At 68.5% G+C, this 14,273-nt stretch carries 13 protein-coding genes; 11 read left to right on the forward strand and 2 right to left on the reverse strand.

Annotation, left to right across the window (positions count from 1 at the left end; genetic code table 11):
- Positions 1-6: 6 nt before the first annotated feature.
- From KPL74_03840 to accD, 8 genes are all read left to right on the forward strand, one after another.
- Entirely contained in the window at positions 7-1,035 is a 1,029-nt protein-coding gene (locus KPL74_03840; protein ID QWT21150.1) for an aspartate-semialdehyde dehydrogenase, read from the forward strand.
- Positions 1,035-1,325 carry a hypothetical protein gene (locus tag KPL74_03845; GenBank protein ID QWT21151.1) on the forward strand — a complete coding sequence of 97 codons (291 nt, stop codon included), beginning with the start codon at positions 1,035-1,037 and terminating at the stop codon, positions 1,323-1,325. Before KPL74_03840 ends, KPL74_03845 begins: the two co-directional genes overlap by 1 nt.
- A 188-nt stretch (positions 1,326-1,513) precedes the next feature.
- Positions 1,514-4,108: a hypothetical protein gene (locus tag KPL74_03850; GenBank protein QWT21152.1), complete on the forward strand. Its 2,595-nt coding sequence runs from the start codon at positions 1,514-1,516 to the stop codon at positions 4,106-4,108.
- 113 nt (positions 4,109-4,221) lie between these two features.
- Positions 4,222-4,989: a tRNA pseudouridine(38-40) synthase TruA gene (gene truA / locus KPL74_03855; GenBank protein QWT21153.1), complete on the forward strand. Its 768-nt coding sequence runs from the start codon at positions 4,222-4,224 to the stop codon at positions 4,987-4,989.
- Positions 4,986-5,609 carry a phosphoribosylanthranilate isomerase gene (locus KPL74_03860; protein ID QWT21154.1) on the forward strand — a complete coding sequence of 208 codons (624 nt, stop codon included), beginning with the start codon at positions 4,986-4,988 and terminating at the stop codon, positions 5,607-5,609. Before truA ends, KPL74_03860 begins: the two co-directional genes overlap by 4 nt.
- A gap of 28 nt (positions 5,610-5,637) precedes the next feature.
- Positions 5,638-6,849, forward strand: a complete 1,212-nt coding sequence (gene trpB, locus KPL74_03865) for a tryptophan synthase subunit beta (protein ID QWT21155.1) — start codon at positions 5,638-5,640, stop codon at positions 6,847-6,849.
- Positions 6,849-7,649, forward strand: coding sequence for a tryptophan synthase subunit alpha (trpA, locus tag KPL74_03870; GenBank protein QWT21156.1), 801 nt, complete (start codon positions 6,849-6,851; stop codon positions 7,647-7,649). Before trpB ends, trpA begins: the two co-directional genes overlap by 1 nt.
- 101 nt (positions 7,650-7,750) lie before the next feature.
- A complete protein-coding gene (gene accD / locus KPL74_03875) occupies positions 7,751-8,626 on the forward strand; it encodes an acetyl-CoA carboxylase, carboxyltransferase subunit beta (GenBank protein QWT21157.1) in 876 nt (291 codons plus the stop codon).
- Between the two features lie 1,309 nt (positions 8,627-9,935).
- Here accD and KPL74_03880 read toward each other — a convergent pair.
- Together KPL74_03880 and KPL74_03885 are read right to left on the reverse strand one after the other, a co-directional pair.
- Positions 9,936-10,478 (reverse strand): phosphatase PAP2 family protein, encoded by a 543-nt coding sequence (locus KPL74_03880; protein QWT21158.1) that lies wholly within the window; start codon positions 10,476-10,478, stop codon positions 9,936-9,938.
- Positions 10,450-11,610 carry a glycosyltransferase family 1 protein gene (locus KPL74_03885; GenBank protein QWT21159.1) on the reverse strand — a complete coding sequence of 387 codons (1,161 nt, stop codon included), beginning with the start codon at positions 11,608-11,610 and terminating at the stop codon, positions 10,450-10,452. Before KPL74_03885 ends, KPL74_03880 begins: the two co-directional genes overlap by 29 nt.
- Positions 11,611-11,878: 268 nt before the next feature.
- Here KPL74_03885 and gltX point away from each other — a divergent pair, with 268 nt between their 5' ends.
- Genes gltX through KPL74_03900 form a run of 3 tightly spaced genes read left to right on the forward strand, consistent with a single transcriptional unit; the run spans position 11,879 to position 14,085 of the window.
- Positions 11,879-13,279 carry a glutamate--tRNA ligase gene (gene gltX, locus KPL74_03890; GenBank protein QWT21160.1) on the forward strand — a complete coding sequence of 467 codons (1,401 nt, stop codon included), beginning with the start codon at positions 11,879-11,881 and terminating at the stop codon, positions 13,277-13,279.
- A 6-nt stretch (positions 13,280-13,285) separates the two neighbouring features.
- Positions 13,286-13,579, forward strand: a complete 294-nt coding sequence (locus KPL74_03895; GenBank protein ID QWT21161.1) for a hypothetical protein — start codon at positions 13,286-13,288, stop codon at positions 13,577-13,579.
- 26 nt (positions 13,580-13,605) lie between these two features.
- The gene (locus KPL74_03900) at positions 13,606-14,085 is read left to right on the forward strand and encodes a transcriptional repressor (protein ID QWT21162.1); all 480 of its coding nucleotides are present in this window, start codon (positions 13,606-13,608) and stop codon (positions 14,083-14,085) included.
- The last annotated feature ends 188 nt before the right edge of the window (positions 14,086-14,273 follow it).

Consider the following 14,273-nt stretch of genomic DNA (forward strand, 5'->3'; position numbering starts at 1 on the left):
GCGAAGATGAGCAAGAAGACGAGTTACAAGGTGGCCATGGTGGGTGCGACCGGCGCGGTCGGCGAAACCCTCCTTTCGATCCTGGCCGAGCGGGACTTCCCCGTCAGCGAACTGATTCCCCTGGCGAGCGAGCGCTCGGCGGGCGGCACGGTCGACTTCGCCGGAAAACCTTGTGTCGTCAAAGACCTGGCCAAATTCGACTTTGACGGCGTCGACATCGCGTTCTTCTCCGCCGGCGGTTCGGTCAGCCGCGAGCACGCCCCGCGCGCCGCCGCGGCCGGTGCCGTGGTCATCGATAACACCTCGGAATTCCGCTACCAGGACGACATCCCGCTGGTGGTGTCCGAGGTCAATCCGCACGCCATCGCCGACTACACCGTGCGCGGCATCATCGCCAACCCGAACTGCTCGACGATGGGCATGCTGGTGGCGCTGGCGCCGATCTACCGCGAAGTGGGCATCGAGCGGATCAACGTCGCCACCTACCAGTCGGTGTCCGGTGCCGGCCGCAGCGGCCTGGAAGAACTGGGCAAGCAGACCGCGCAGATGCTGAACTTCCAGGACGTCGAGACGGCCAAGTTCCCGAAACAGATCGCCTTCAACGTCATCCCGCACATCGACGACTTCCAGGCCAACGGCTACACCAAGGAAGAAATGAAGATGGTCTGGGAGACCCGGAAGATCCTCGAGGATCCATCGATCCAGGTGAACCCGACGGCCGTGCGCGTGCCGGTGTTCTACGGCCATTCCGAGGCCGTGCACATCGAGACCCGCGACAAGATCACCGCCGAGCGTGCCCGCGAACTGCTGGAGCAGGCCGAAGGCGTGGTGGTGATCGACGAGCGCGCCGCGGGCGGCTACCCGACCCCGGTGAGCGACGCCGCGGGCAAGGACCCGGTGTTCGTCGGCCGCATCCGCGAGGACATCTCTCACGAGCACGGCCTCGACCTCTGGGTGGTCTCGGACAATATCCGCAAGGGCGCGGCGCTGAATGCCGTGCAGATCGCGGAGATCCTGATCCGGGACTACCTGTAATGAACCGCCGCGCCGTCCTCGCTTGGCTGTGCCTGCTGCTGTCGCCCCTGGCGTCGGCGGCGGGGCAGGTCGGTGCGAAGGCGGCGCGGGCCGATACACCCGAGGTGGCCCGCGCGAAGCTCGACGCGACGCAAGGGCAGGCCCAGGCCGAAGGCCGCAACGTGCAGGACCTGAAAAAACGGGTCGACACGCTGGAGACCCATTCGAAGGCCTCGAAGAAAGCCCTCGAGGAACGCGACCGGAAGATCGCGGAGCTGGAACGGCAGCTGGAAGCCGAGCAACACCCGTAGCGGCCCCTGGCCTCTATGGAACATGTAAGGGGGGCGTGTACAGGCCTCGCGACGGAATCAAGCTTGTCGCGTAAATGCCCGTAGGCGCTATTGTTAGTTGTTGCTGGGGTGCTTTACAGTGGCGCCTTCGCGGCTGACCGTCCGGCAGAGGCGGGCCGCCAGCATGATTTGTTCGGGGGATGCCACTGATGAACCGTACTTTGAAGTTGTCGATCATGCTGGCGCTCACGATGGGGGGCAGCCAGGTCCTCGCCCAGAGCCTGGGTGCCGTGCAGGTCCACTCCACCATGGACCAGCCGCTCTCGGCCGACATCCCGCTCACGGGCGTGTCAGGCAACCCGAACGATATCCATGTCGCGCTGGCCTCCGATGAAGCCTTCTCGCGCGCCGGGCTGAACAAGTCCGGCATGCCGGTCCCGCTGTCTTTCAGCGTGGGCAAGAACGCCAGCGGCCAGCCGGTGATCCACGTTTCCAGCAGCGCGCCGATCCGCGATACCTACCTCGACTTCCTGGTCGAAGTCGGTGCCAGCGGCCAGACCGCGATCCGCGAAGTGACCATGCTGCTCGACCCGCCGGGCACCCCGGCCAGCGCGCCTGCCGTGCCGGCCGCCCGTCCGTCGCGCACGTCCGACGTGCCCTCGCGCGTGCCCGCCAAGGCGGAAAGCCGCGCCGAGCGGACCGAGCGCGCGCCGCCGGCCAAGCCCGCACGCAGCACGGCCGCCGCCGCACCGGCACCGTCGGGCGGCAGCAACATCGGCCCCGTGCAGCGTGGCCAGACGCTGTCGACCATCGCCCGCGAAAACGCCGGCAGCAACGATTTCAACCAGGTGCTGGTGGCCTTGCACAAGGCCAACCCGGACGCCTTCTACCGCGACAACATCAATGCGCTGAAGACCGGCGCGGTGTTGCGCATGCCCTCGCAGGACGACATCCAGGCGCAGACGGCCGCGGCCGCGCTGGCCGAAGTCCGTCGCCAGAACGAAGCCTGGCGCACCGGTGCCGCCCGCACGCCGGCCACCGTCGCCGACGGCGCCGCCACCAGTACATCGTCGTCCACGCCGGGCAAGGCCGCGGCCGCGAAGAGCGACCGGCTTGCCCTCGTCCCGGCGAAGGAAGGTGGCGATGCCGCGTCAACCCGCGCCGGCGTCAAGGGCGGCACGGGCGATGCCCAGGTCGCCGGCCTGAAGCAGGAACTGGCCACTTCGCAGGAGTCGGTCGCCTCGCTCAAGCAGCAGGGCGCCGAACTGAAGTCGCGCGTGGGCGACCTCGAAGCGATCAACACCAAGAACGAGCGCTTGCTGAGCCTGAAGGACAGCGAGATCGCCGAGCTGCAGCACAAGCTCGCCGAGGCACGCAAGGCGAAGGGTCAGCCGGCCGCGTCGTCCAGCGCACCGGGCGCCGCCGCGGCGGCAACGCCGACGCCGGCCGCTTCGACGCCGGTCGCCGCCGCACCGGTGGCTGCACCGGCCGCCGCCGCTTCGGTAGCCACGCCGGCTCCGGCACCCGCCGCCAGCGTCGCGGCCGTGCATGCGGCCAGCGCATCGACCGCCGCGGCACCGGCATCCTCGGCCACCGTGGCGACCACGCCGCTGGCGAGCCCGGCCAGCACGCCGGCGCAGGCGGCCTCGACGCCGCACGCGAAGCCGGCCACGCCGCATGCCGCGCCGACCCCGGCCAGCACCGAGGAAGATCCCTGGTTCATGCAGCCGTGGGCGTGGGGTGGCGGCGCGGTCGTCATCCTGCTGCTCGTCGCCGCCGTGTTCGGTCGTCGCAAGAAGGCCACGGCCGCCGTGCCGCCGAGCTCGCTGGCCGATCGCTTCGGCCAGGAACCGACCTTCGGCAACTTCGATCCGGACCATCTGGACCATACCGAAAGCATGGACCAGGACCAGCGCGAGATCATCGACGCGCTGTCCGAGCACCCGGACGACATCGGCCTGCACCTGGAGCTGGTGAGCCTGTATTACGGCCGCCGCGACGTCGATCATTTCGAAGCCGCCGCGGAAGCCATGTTCGCCCACGTCGCCGATCCGGACCAGCCGGAGTGGCGCGAGGTGGTGATGATGGGCGAAGACCTCGCCCCGACCCATCCGCTGTTCGGCGGCCAGCCGGGCGACGTGTTCGACGAACCGTACGAAGGCGATACCTATCATCCTGCGCATGGCGAGCCGGTCCACGGCGATGCGCTGGAAGAGTTCGACCTCGGCACCTACGTGACCAGCCCGGACGACGAGGTCAAGCCGGCGCCGCAGAAGCACAGCGAATACCACTTCAATTTCGACCTGACCCCGTCGCAGCGCAGCGAAGCCGAGCATCGCCCGCACGCGCCGGAAGTGTTCGACGTGGACGCGCCGGAATCGCCGTACACCGAAGCCCGCGCCAGCGACGAGCCGCTCGCCTTCGGCGATATCCTCGCCGGGGAAAAGGCGCCGACCGAAGAGCGTTCCACCTGGTCGTTCGACGACGAAGACGAGCACGCCACGCCGGCGACCCCGGCCGAGCCGCCGCACTTCGACGAACCGCCGCGCTTCGATGAGCCGCCGCGTTTCGACGAAGTCCCGCGCTTCGACGAACCGACGTTCCCGGATGAAGAGCCGGCGATCGACCACACCGGCCCGGAAAGCTTCAGCGACGACCCGGTCGACACCAAGCTGGACCTGGCCCGCGCCTACCTCGACATGGGCGACGCCGAAGGCGCCCGCCTGATGCTCGACGAGGTGATCAGCGAAGGCACCCAGATGCAGAAGGACACCGCGCGGCGGATCCTCGACGGCATCGTCTGACCCGGCGGGAGCGGGTTGGCGCGTGGGGCCCGGGAGACCGGGCCGGCATGTGCGAACTCGCTCCCACGGTCGTTACGGGGTAACCTTCCCGGTTTCCCCCGCCCAGATTCCCCATGCGCATCGCCCTAGGCGTCGAATACGACGGCACCGACTTCTTTGGCTGGCAGAAGCTCAGCCATGCGAAGACCGTGCAGGGTGCGCTGGAACAGGCGCTGTCCTTCGTCGCGCACACCCCGATCGAAGTCACCGCGGCCGGTCGCACCGACGCCGGCGTGCATGGCCGTGGCCAGGTGGTGCATTTCGACACCGACGTGGTCCGCGACATGCGCGGCTGGATCCTCGGCGCCTGTTCGAACCTGCCGCGCAGCGTCGCGGTGACCTGGGCGCAGCCCGTGTCCGAGGAATTCCACGCGCGCTTCTCCGCCCGTATGCGCCGCTACCGCTACCGGTTGCTGCCGCGTTTCGTACGGCCGGCGCTGGATGCGCGCTTCGTGGCCTGGGAAAAGAAGGCGCTGGATGCCAGCCGCATGCATGCGGGGGCGCAGGCGATCGTCGGCGAGCATGATTTCTCCGCGTTCCGCGCGATCTCCTGCCAGGCCGCGCATGCGCGGCGCAACGTGCGTGCCATCCGCGTGTTCCAGGACGACATCCACGTCGTCGTCGAGATCGAAGCGAACGCCTTCCTCCACCACATGGTGCGCAACATCGTCGGCTCGCTGATCCCGATCGGCCGCGGCGAGCAGCCGGTCGAATGGATGGCTGAACTGCTGGAAGGCCGTGACCGCGACGTGGCGGGCGCGACCGCGCCGGCCGAGGGCCTGACCTTCCTCGGTCCGCTGTACGAAGCCCACTGGGGCCTGCCGCCGGAGGTGACGTTGTGACCCGCGTGAAATTCTGCGGCTTCACCCGGGTGGACGACATGCTGGCCGCCGCGCGGATGGGCGTCGATGCGGTGGGTTTCGTCATGACCCGCAAGAGCAAGCGCTTCGTCGACATCGGGCAGGCCGTGGCGCTGCGCGATGCCGTGCCGCCCTTCGTCAGCAGCGTGGTGCTGGTGATGGATGACGATCCGGCGTATGTCGACGAGATCGTCCGTCGCGTACGCCCGGACATGCTCCAGTTCCACGGCAACGAGACCGACGAGGCCTGCGCCGCGCACGGCGTGCGCTACCTGAAGGCCATCGCGATGGGCGAAGGGGAGGGTGCCTTGCCGCGCCTGCGTGCCTACCCGCGAGCGGCTGGCCTCTTGCTCGACGGCCACGGCCTGGGTGAGACCGGCGGCAGTGGCCAGCGTTTCGACTGGTCGCGGATGCCGCGCGACCTGGCGCAACCGCTGGTGCTCGCCGGCGGACTCACCGCCGATAACGTCGCCGAGGCCATCGCCACGGCACGGCCCTGGGGCGTAGACCTCTCCAGCGGCATCGAGACATCGCCCGGCATCAAGGATCGGGCTAAGATGGAACGCTTCCTCGCCGCCGTGCGCGCTATCCCCAGCGCCTGAGCGGCCTTTCGCACCTACCGGTACCGCAATGACCCAGATCACGGATTTCCACGCCTTCCCCGACGCCCACGGGCGCTTCGGCGACTACGGCGGCATCTACGTGGCCGAAACGCTCATGGAGCCGCTGGCCGAACTCACCGCCGCCTACGAGCGCCTGCGCCAGGATCCGGCCTTCATCGCCGAGCTCGACCGCGACCTCAAGCATTACGTGGGCCGGCCCAGCCCGGTCTACCTCGCCGAGCGCCTGACGAAGCATGTCGGCGGCGCACGCATCGTGCTCAAGCGCGAAGACCTGAACCATACGGGCGCGCACAAGATCAACAACACCGTGGGCCAGGCGCTGGTCGCCCGGCACATGGGCAAGTCGCGGATCATCGCCGAGACCGGCGCCGGCCAGCACGGCGTGGCCAGCGCCACCGTCGCGGCGCGCATGGGCCTGAAGTGCGTCGTCTACATGGGCGCCGTCGACATCGAGCGGCAGAAGATCAACGTCTACCGCATGCGCCTGCTCGGTGCCGAGGTCATCCCGGTGACCTCCGGTTCGAAGACCCTGAAGGACGCGCTGAACGAAGCGATGCGCGACTGGGTCACCAACGTCAACGACACCTTCTACATCATCGGCACCGTGGCCGGCCCGCACCCGTATCCGCAGATGGTGCGTGACTTCAACGCCATCGTCGGCCGCGAAGCACGCGAGCAGACGCTGGAGCAGTTCGGTCGCCTGCCCGACGTGATCACCGCCTGCGTCGGCGGCGGTTCCAACGCCATCGGCCTGTTCCATGCCTTCCTCAACGACCGCGACGTGCGCATCGTCGGTGCGGAAGCCGCGGGCGACGGCATCGAGACCGGCCGCCACGCGGCGTCGCTGGCCGCCGGCAAGCCGGGCGTGCTGCACGGCAACCGCACCTACGTGCTGTCCGACGCGAACGGTCAGATCATCGAGACCCACTCGGTGTCGGCCGGCCTGGATTACCCGGGCGTCGGTCCCGAGCACGCGTTCCTGAAGGACGCGCGCCGTGCCGAGTACGTCGGCGTCACCGACGACGAAGCCCTCGAAGCCTTCCACCTGCTGGCGCGCACCGAGGGCATCCTCGCCGCGCTGGAGTCGAGCCATGCGATCGCCCAGGCGATCAAGCTGGCCCGCGAGCTGCCGAAGGACGGCCTGGTCCTGGCCAACCTGTCCGGCCGCGGCGACAAGGACGTGCACACCATTGCTGCCCGCGAAGGGATCGAACTCTGATGAGCCGCATCGAAAGCCGCTTCGCGGCCCTGAAGTCCGCCGGCCGTACCGGGCTCGTCACCTTCATCACCGCGGGCGACCCGTCGCCGGAAGACGTGGTCTCCCTGCTGCACGGCCTGGTCGCCGCCGGCGCCGACGTCATCGAGCTGGGCGTGCCGTTTTCCGATCCGATGGCCGACGGCCCGGTGATCCAGCATGCGTCCGAGCGGGCGATCGCCAAAGGCGTGGGCCTGGCCAACGTGCTGGCCTGGGTCGCGGCCTTCCGTGAGACGGACAACGAGACGCCGATCGTCCTGATGGGTTACCTCAACCCCGTCGAGATGTACGGTTACGCGTCGTTCGCCGAAGATGCGGTCGAAGCCGGGGTCGATGGCGTCCTGATGGTGGATTGCCCGCTGGAGGAATCGCATGTCCTGCAGCCGCTGCGCGACGCCGGCATCGACCAGATCCTGCTCGCCTCGCCGACCACGGCCGACGCCCGCCTGGGCAAGCTGTGCGAGGCCGCATCGGGCTTCCTGTATTATGTGTCGTTCGCTGGCATCACCGGCGCGGCCCAGCTGAGCACCGGCCAGATCGCCGAGCGCGTCGCCGGGATCCGCGCCCGCTCGAAGGCACCGGTCGCAGTCGGCTTCGGCGTCCGCGATGCCGCCTCGGCCCGGGCCATCGGCGAATTCGCCGACGCCGTGGTCATTGGCAGCGCGCTGGTCGAGACGCTGTCCGCAGCCACCTCGGCCGACGACGCCGTGGCCAGGGCACATGCTTTCCTGGCCCCGATCCGCGCAGCCCTCGACGCCGCCTGATCGAACCAGCTGTTACATGTAGGAGCGCGCCCGCGCGCGACCGCACCACCATCCGTAGCAACGCGCCCACGCGCGACCAGCACCACCATCGGGAGACACACATGAACTGGCTGCAAAAAATCATGACGCCGAAGACCCGCGCACCTGCCGCGGCCGGTGGCAAGGGCAAGGTCCCCGAGGGTGTGTGGGAGAAGTGCGCTGGCTGCGGCACCGTGCTGTACAAGCCGGAGCTCGAGAAGTCGCTGATGGTCTGCCCCAAGTGCGGCCATCACCACGCGATCCGTGCCCGTGCGCGCCTCGATGCGTTCTTCGACCAGGGCACCACGACCGAGCTGTGGGCGAAGATGGAAGCCGTCGACGCCCTGAAGTTCAAGGACCAGAAGAAGTACAAGGACCGCGTCGCGGCCGCGCAGAAGTCGACCGGCGAGAAGGACGCACTGATCGCGATGTCCGGCAAGCTGCTGGGTCGTCCGCTGGTGTCGGTGGCCTTCGAGTTCTCGTTCATGGGCGGCTCGATGGGCTCGGTGGTGGGCGAGAAGTTCACCCGTGCCGCGGAAAAGGCGCTGGCGGAGAAGAGCGCGCTGGTGTGCTTCTCGGCGACCGGTGGCGCGCGCATGCAGGAAGGCCTGTTTTCGCTGATGCAGATGGCGAAGACGTCGGCGGCGCTGGCGCGCATGCGCGATGCGGGCGTGCCGTACATTTCGGTGCTGACCCATCCGACCACGGGTGGCGTGTCGGCGTCGCTGGGCATGCTGGGCGATCTGAACGTGGCGGAGCCGAAGGCGTTGATCGGCTTTGCCGGTCCGCGCGTGATCGAGCAGACGGTGCGTGAGACGTTGCCGGAGGGTTTCCAGCGTCCGGATTTCCTGGTCGATCACGGTGCGATCGATATGATCGTGGACCGTCGCGAGATGCGCGACAAGCTGGGCGCGATGCTCGGCATCCTCGAAAAGATGCCCCGCGTCGACGCAGCATGATCGGAGGGCCGCCCAAGGGCGGCCTTCTTCTTTACGGCCTCCGGCCGAACCGCCGCCCTGTAGGAGCGCGCCTGCGCGCGAATGCCGTCCGCGCGGCGCCCGGGCGTGGTCGCAGGACCAGCCCTCGGCGCCCACCCTCGCTGCTCAGACAGCGTTCTGGCGTGCGACAGGGAGGGGCTGCTCCGCAGCCCGTTTTCTTATGGGCCTACGGCCGCGCACCGGGTGCCGGGCGGCGGTTTCTGACTCGACTCCTGTCTCGGCAGAAACGGCCGGCCATCGTGGCCGGCCCCCTTCGGGCTTTTCCCGCCCGGCCCCCTCGCCGCCACGAACTCGCCTCGAGGGTGGGCGCCGAGGCCTGTTCTTGCAGCCCGCACAGCTCGTGTAGGAGCGCGCCTGCGCGCGATGGCCAACAACGCGGCGATGCAGCTAACCCGAATGCCCTCAATTCGCATCGAATGAAGGTCCAGGCATCATCGCTTCGTGGCCTCGTAGGCGATGATTTCGATCAACGTCGAGGGTGCTGGCAATGACGAATGAACAACCGTGTCGTTGCGTGAACCGCTGGCCTGCATCAACGCATAGCCTCATTCGCCCGAATCGAGGTTGACGGTTCGCGCGCAGGCGCGCTCCTACGCCTGATGCCGATGCCAGCCCATGCCAGTGTGCTGGCGTTTGGCCGTCCGCCCACGTCGCGGCAAGGATGAAGAGAGCCCTCGGTGCCTACCCTCGAGGCGAGTTCCGCACAAGCGAGCGGCCGAAGGCTAATCGAATACACGGGCCGCGGCTGCGGCCAACCTTATCGAGCGCGGAGGACCTGTCTGAGCAGCGAGGGTAGGCACCGAGGGCTGTCCTGCGACCAAGCCCGAGCGCCGCGCACAGCCCGATGACGCCGAACCCCGGATCAGCGCGCAGCAGCGACGACGGTCGACGGCAGCTGCGGTGCGCTGGTGGTCACGAAGGCACCCATCGTCAGGACACAGGTGAACACGACGACGGCGAAGAGGGACTTCAGCAGGATGGTTTCAGCTTTCATGGTGGTTCTCCTCGTTTTGGCGGGTGGGCCTCAGGGCCCTTCGCTTGAGAGGTTGCATCGGGCGTGCCAACGTCGTTGGAGCGCCTGGAATGGCGGTTTTGGGCCATTTCTTGGGGTGCGGGATGTGCTTTGAATCGTGTCCGCGGACAGGGGGTGTCCGAGGCGGTGTGCGGGCGTGCGGACACAAAGTATCGGACGGTATCGCGGGGTGGGGTCGCGCGCGGGCGCGCTCCTACAGGGGCGGGGCTGTGCGTCGGGGTCTGGAGTGGGGCGGGGTTAGAAGATGATGCGTTCGATCCAGAGCGACAGGGTGCCGAGCAGGCCGCCGATGGCGGTGGCGGCGAGGACGTCGCTGGGGTAGTGCAGGCCGAGGATGACGCGCGATGCGCCGATCAGTGCGGCGAAGCCGATCAGGAACGGGGCGAGCACCGGGTAGTGGGCGACGGCGACGACGGTGAAGGCGACGGCCTGCAGGGTGTGGCCGGAGGGGAAGCTGAATTCATCCAGCGGCGGCACGTGGGCGATCACGCCGGGGCATGAGCGGAATGGGCGCGGGCGCTTCGTCCAGCGCTTCAGCACGCGGTACAGCATCAAGGCGGTCAGGCCGGTGAGGGCCATCTGCACCGCGACGGCCAGGCCATGCAGGCCGCCGACCAGTGCCATCACCGTCATCAACGCATACCAGAACACGCCGTCGCCGAGCCGGCTGACCAGGCCGAAGAAGATGCCGATGGCGCGGCGTGCGCCCCAGCGGTTGGCGGCGACGCACATGCGGCGGTCGAGGTTAGCCCTACGCGGCGATCGCGGTGCTGCGTTCATGGAGCTTCTCCTCGGCGAGCGAGTGCATGATGGATTCGAATTCCGACACGACCGACTCCGGCGACAGGCCGGCGACGGAAGCGCGGGCGGCACGGCCCATGGCGACGAGCGCCGTGGGATCCGCGCCGAGGGTGGCGGCGCGTTCGACGAGGCCTCCTTCGTTGCCCGGTGCGACGCGGATGCCGTTCTGGCCGTTGCGGATGAACTCGCGTGCGGCGGCTTCGGCGTAGGCGACCACGGGGATGCCCGAGGACATCGCTTCGAGCACCACGTTGCCGAAGGTTTCGGTGAGGCTGGGGAACACGAAGAGGTCGGCGCTGGCGTAGAACGCGGCGAGGTCGTCGCCGCGGCGGGTGCCGGCGAAGATCACGTCCGGGTGCGCGGCTTCCAGCGCGGCGCGGCCGGGGCCGTCGCCGACGATGACGCAGCGTGCGCCGGGGACGCGGCGTTCGAGCGCGCGCCAGGCGTCGATGACGACGTCGAGGTTCTTTTCCGGGGCGACGCGACCGACGCTCAGCACCACCGGCGTATCCGCATCGACGCCCCACGAGGCGCGCAGTTCGTCGCTGCGGCGTTCCGGATGGAAACGCTGCGTGTCGACGGCACGGCGCAGCACGCGCACGTCGTGCACGCCGAGGTCGTTCAGTTCGCCGGCGAGCTGGCCGGTCGGCACCAGGGTGGTGTGGGCGCGGCGGTGGAAGCGGGCAAGGTAACGGCGGACCAGCGGCGTGAGTGCGCCGAAGCCGTAATGGCCAACGTAGAAATCGAAGCGCGTATGGAAGCCGGTCGCGACCGGGATGCCGAGGCGGCGGGCGGCGCTCACCGCGCTCCAGCCCAGCGGGCCTTCGGTCGCCACGTAGATCGCATCCGGCCGCTCGGCTCGCCAGCGGCGTTCGATGCGGAAGCGGGCGGGCAGGCCGAAGCGCAGGCCGGCGTAGCGGGGGACGGAAGCGCCTTCCACCTCGAGGACATCCATGCCCGCATCGGCCAGCGGCGGCGTGGCGCCATGGATCGGACGAATGAGGTCGACGGCGTGGCCGCGACGGACAAGGCCGCGAGCGAGGGACTGGACGGTCAGCGCAACCCCGTTCACGTCCGGTGCGTAGGTCTCGGTGACGATGCCGACTCGCATGGCGGTGCCCCTTCTGGCCTCTTTGACGCATGGTTGCGCGCGGGCGTGTCGGGCGGGTTATTCGGGGATGACAGGGGCATGACACGGAGGTGGGGGATGGGAAGTGGGGGCGCACGATTGGCGGCGCCGGGGGGCCTTCAGTGCTTATCCGGCAACGTCGCACGGCGATGCGACGTCTCGTGCTAGCGCCCCCACTTCCCATCCCCCACCTCCCGCACCGCCCCTTACGCTAAAATCCCCCTCTTGCCCCAACCCGCGATCACTCCCCATGCCCGTCCGCACCCGTTTCGCCCCCAGCCCCACCGGCTACCTCCACATCGGCGGTGCCCGCACCGCGTTGTATTGCTGGCTGGAGGCGCGTCGCCGTGGTGGCGAGTTCATCCTGCGGATCGAGGACACGGATCGCGAGCGTTCGACCCAGGAAGCCGTGCAGGCGATCCTCGACGGCATGAACTGGCTGGGCCTGACCCATGACGAGGGTCCGTATTACCAGACCCTGCGCATGGACCGGTACCGCGAGGTGGCGGACCAGCTGCTGCGCGAGGGCAAGGCGTATTACGCCTACGAGACGAAGGAAGAGATCGAGGCCATGCGCAACGCCGCGATGGCCGCCGGTGAGAAGCCGCGTTACAACGGCTATTACCGCGATCGCAACGAGCCGTTGCGCGACGATCCGAACCGGGTGATCCGCTTCAAGAACCCGACCTCGGGCAGCGTCGTGTTCGACGACAAGGTGAAGGGCCGCATCGAGTGGGCGAACACCGAGCTCGACGACCTGGTGATCTTCCGTTCGGACGGGTTCCCGACCTACAACTTCGCGGTCGTGGTCGACGATATCGACATGGGCATCACCGAGGTGATCCGCGGCGACGACCACGTCAACAACACCCCGCGCCAGATCAACATCTACAAGGCGCTGGGCGCGCCGGTGCCGGAATTCGCGCACCTGCCGATGATCCTCGGCCCGGACGGCCAGAAGCTGTCCAAGCGGCATGGCGCGGTCAGCGTGATGCAGTACCGCGAAGACGGCTTCCTGCCGCACGCGCTGCTCAACTACCTCGTCCGCCTGGGCTGGTCGCACGGCGACCAGGAGATCTTCTCCGTGGGCGAGATGATCGAGCTGTTCGACGCGGCCGACGTGAACAAGGCGGCGTCGCGTTTCGACGTCACCAAGCTGTCGTGGCTGAACCAGCATTACCTGAAGACCGACGATCCGGCCACGCTCGGCAACGAGCTGGCGTATCACCTGCAGCGCATCGGCATCGACCCGGCGACCGGCCCGAACCCGGCTGACGTCGTCGTCGCGCTGCGCGATCGCGTGCAGACCTTCGTCGAGATGGCCCAGCGCGCGGCGCTCTGGTACGGCCCGATCGTCGAATGGGATCCGAAGGCGATCGACAAGCACCTGCGCACCGAAACGGCCCCGGCCGTGCTCGCCCGTGCGAAGGAAGAGCTTGCCGCGCTGCCGGAGTGGACCCCGGAAGCCGTGCACGGTGCCGTCGAGCGCACCGCCGCCGCGCTGGAGCTGGGCATGGGCAAGGTCGCCGCGCCGCTGCGCGTGGCGATGACCGGCACCCAGGTCTCGCCGTCGATCGAACACACCATCTACCTGTGCGGCCGCGACGTCGCCCTGGCCCGCATCGACGACGCCGTCGCCAAAGCCGCCTAAGCACCCTTGGACGAACTGCTCGCCAAAGCCACCGCCGGCGTCGACCCCCAGGCGCCGGGCGCGTTCATGGTGATCTTCATGAACCTGATGCGGCTCGTCCCGTGGGGCGAGCTGATCCTCTGGCAGGTGGTTTTCATCGTGGTCGGCGCCCTGCTGGGCTGGTGGCGCGGGCGTTTCACCGCCACCGTGGTGGCCTCGCTGGTCCTTGGGCCGTTCGGCTGGGTCGTGCCGTTCCTGCCGCGGAAGCCAGCCGGGCCACCGCCCTTGCCGCCGCCGTTGCCGGGCTCGAAAAAACGCTGACGGGCCCTCATGTTAGAATGATGACCATGAGCTCCCACGCCGGCCACCTTCATCCGCACAACCACCAAAACGATGCCCGTGGCTTCGTCGAAGCGGTTGAGCACGCCTCCAACGAGCGTGGCCTGCGGCTGACGCCGCTGCGTCGCGAAGTGCTCGAGCTGGTCGCCGACGCCGGCAAGCCGGTCAAGGCCTACGACCTGCTGGACCGCCTGCGCGAAAAGCACGGCAACGCCGCGCCGCCGACGGTGTATCGCGCCCTGGATTTCCTGCTCGAGAACGGCTTCATCCACAAGCTGGAATCGATCAACGCCTACGTCTCCTGCCACCATCCGGCGGAGTTCCACCAGGTGCCGTTCCTCATCTGCGACAAGTGCCAGTGCGCGCAGGAAGTCTGCGATGTGCGGGTCGCCGAGCTGATCGAGGCACAGGCGCAGGCGCTGGGCTTCCGGCCGCAGGCGCAGACGCTGGAAGTGCACGGGATCTGCAAGAACTGCCGCGAGTCCTGAGGTCGGCGGCATCGCGCTGCTGCTAGGGCCTGATCGGGCCGGTCGATATCTTCACCTAAAAAAACGGGGCACCGCATCACTGCGGTGCCCCGTGCTGTTTCCGGCACCTGCCGGGGAGGGAGGCGGGGGCTCAGGGGCCGGGAACGGGGGTAGGAGCATCGCGGTTGGGCGTGGTCCTGGTGGGTGTT

The organism is Bacillus sp. NP157 (assembly GCA_018889975.1).
Lineage (GTDB): Bacteria > Pseudomonadota > Gammaproteobacteria > Xanthomonadales > Rhodanobacteraceae > Luteibacter.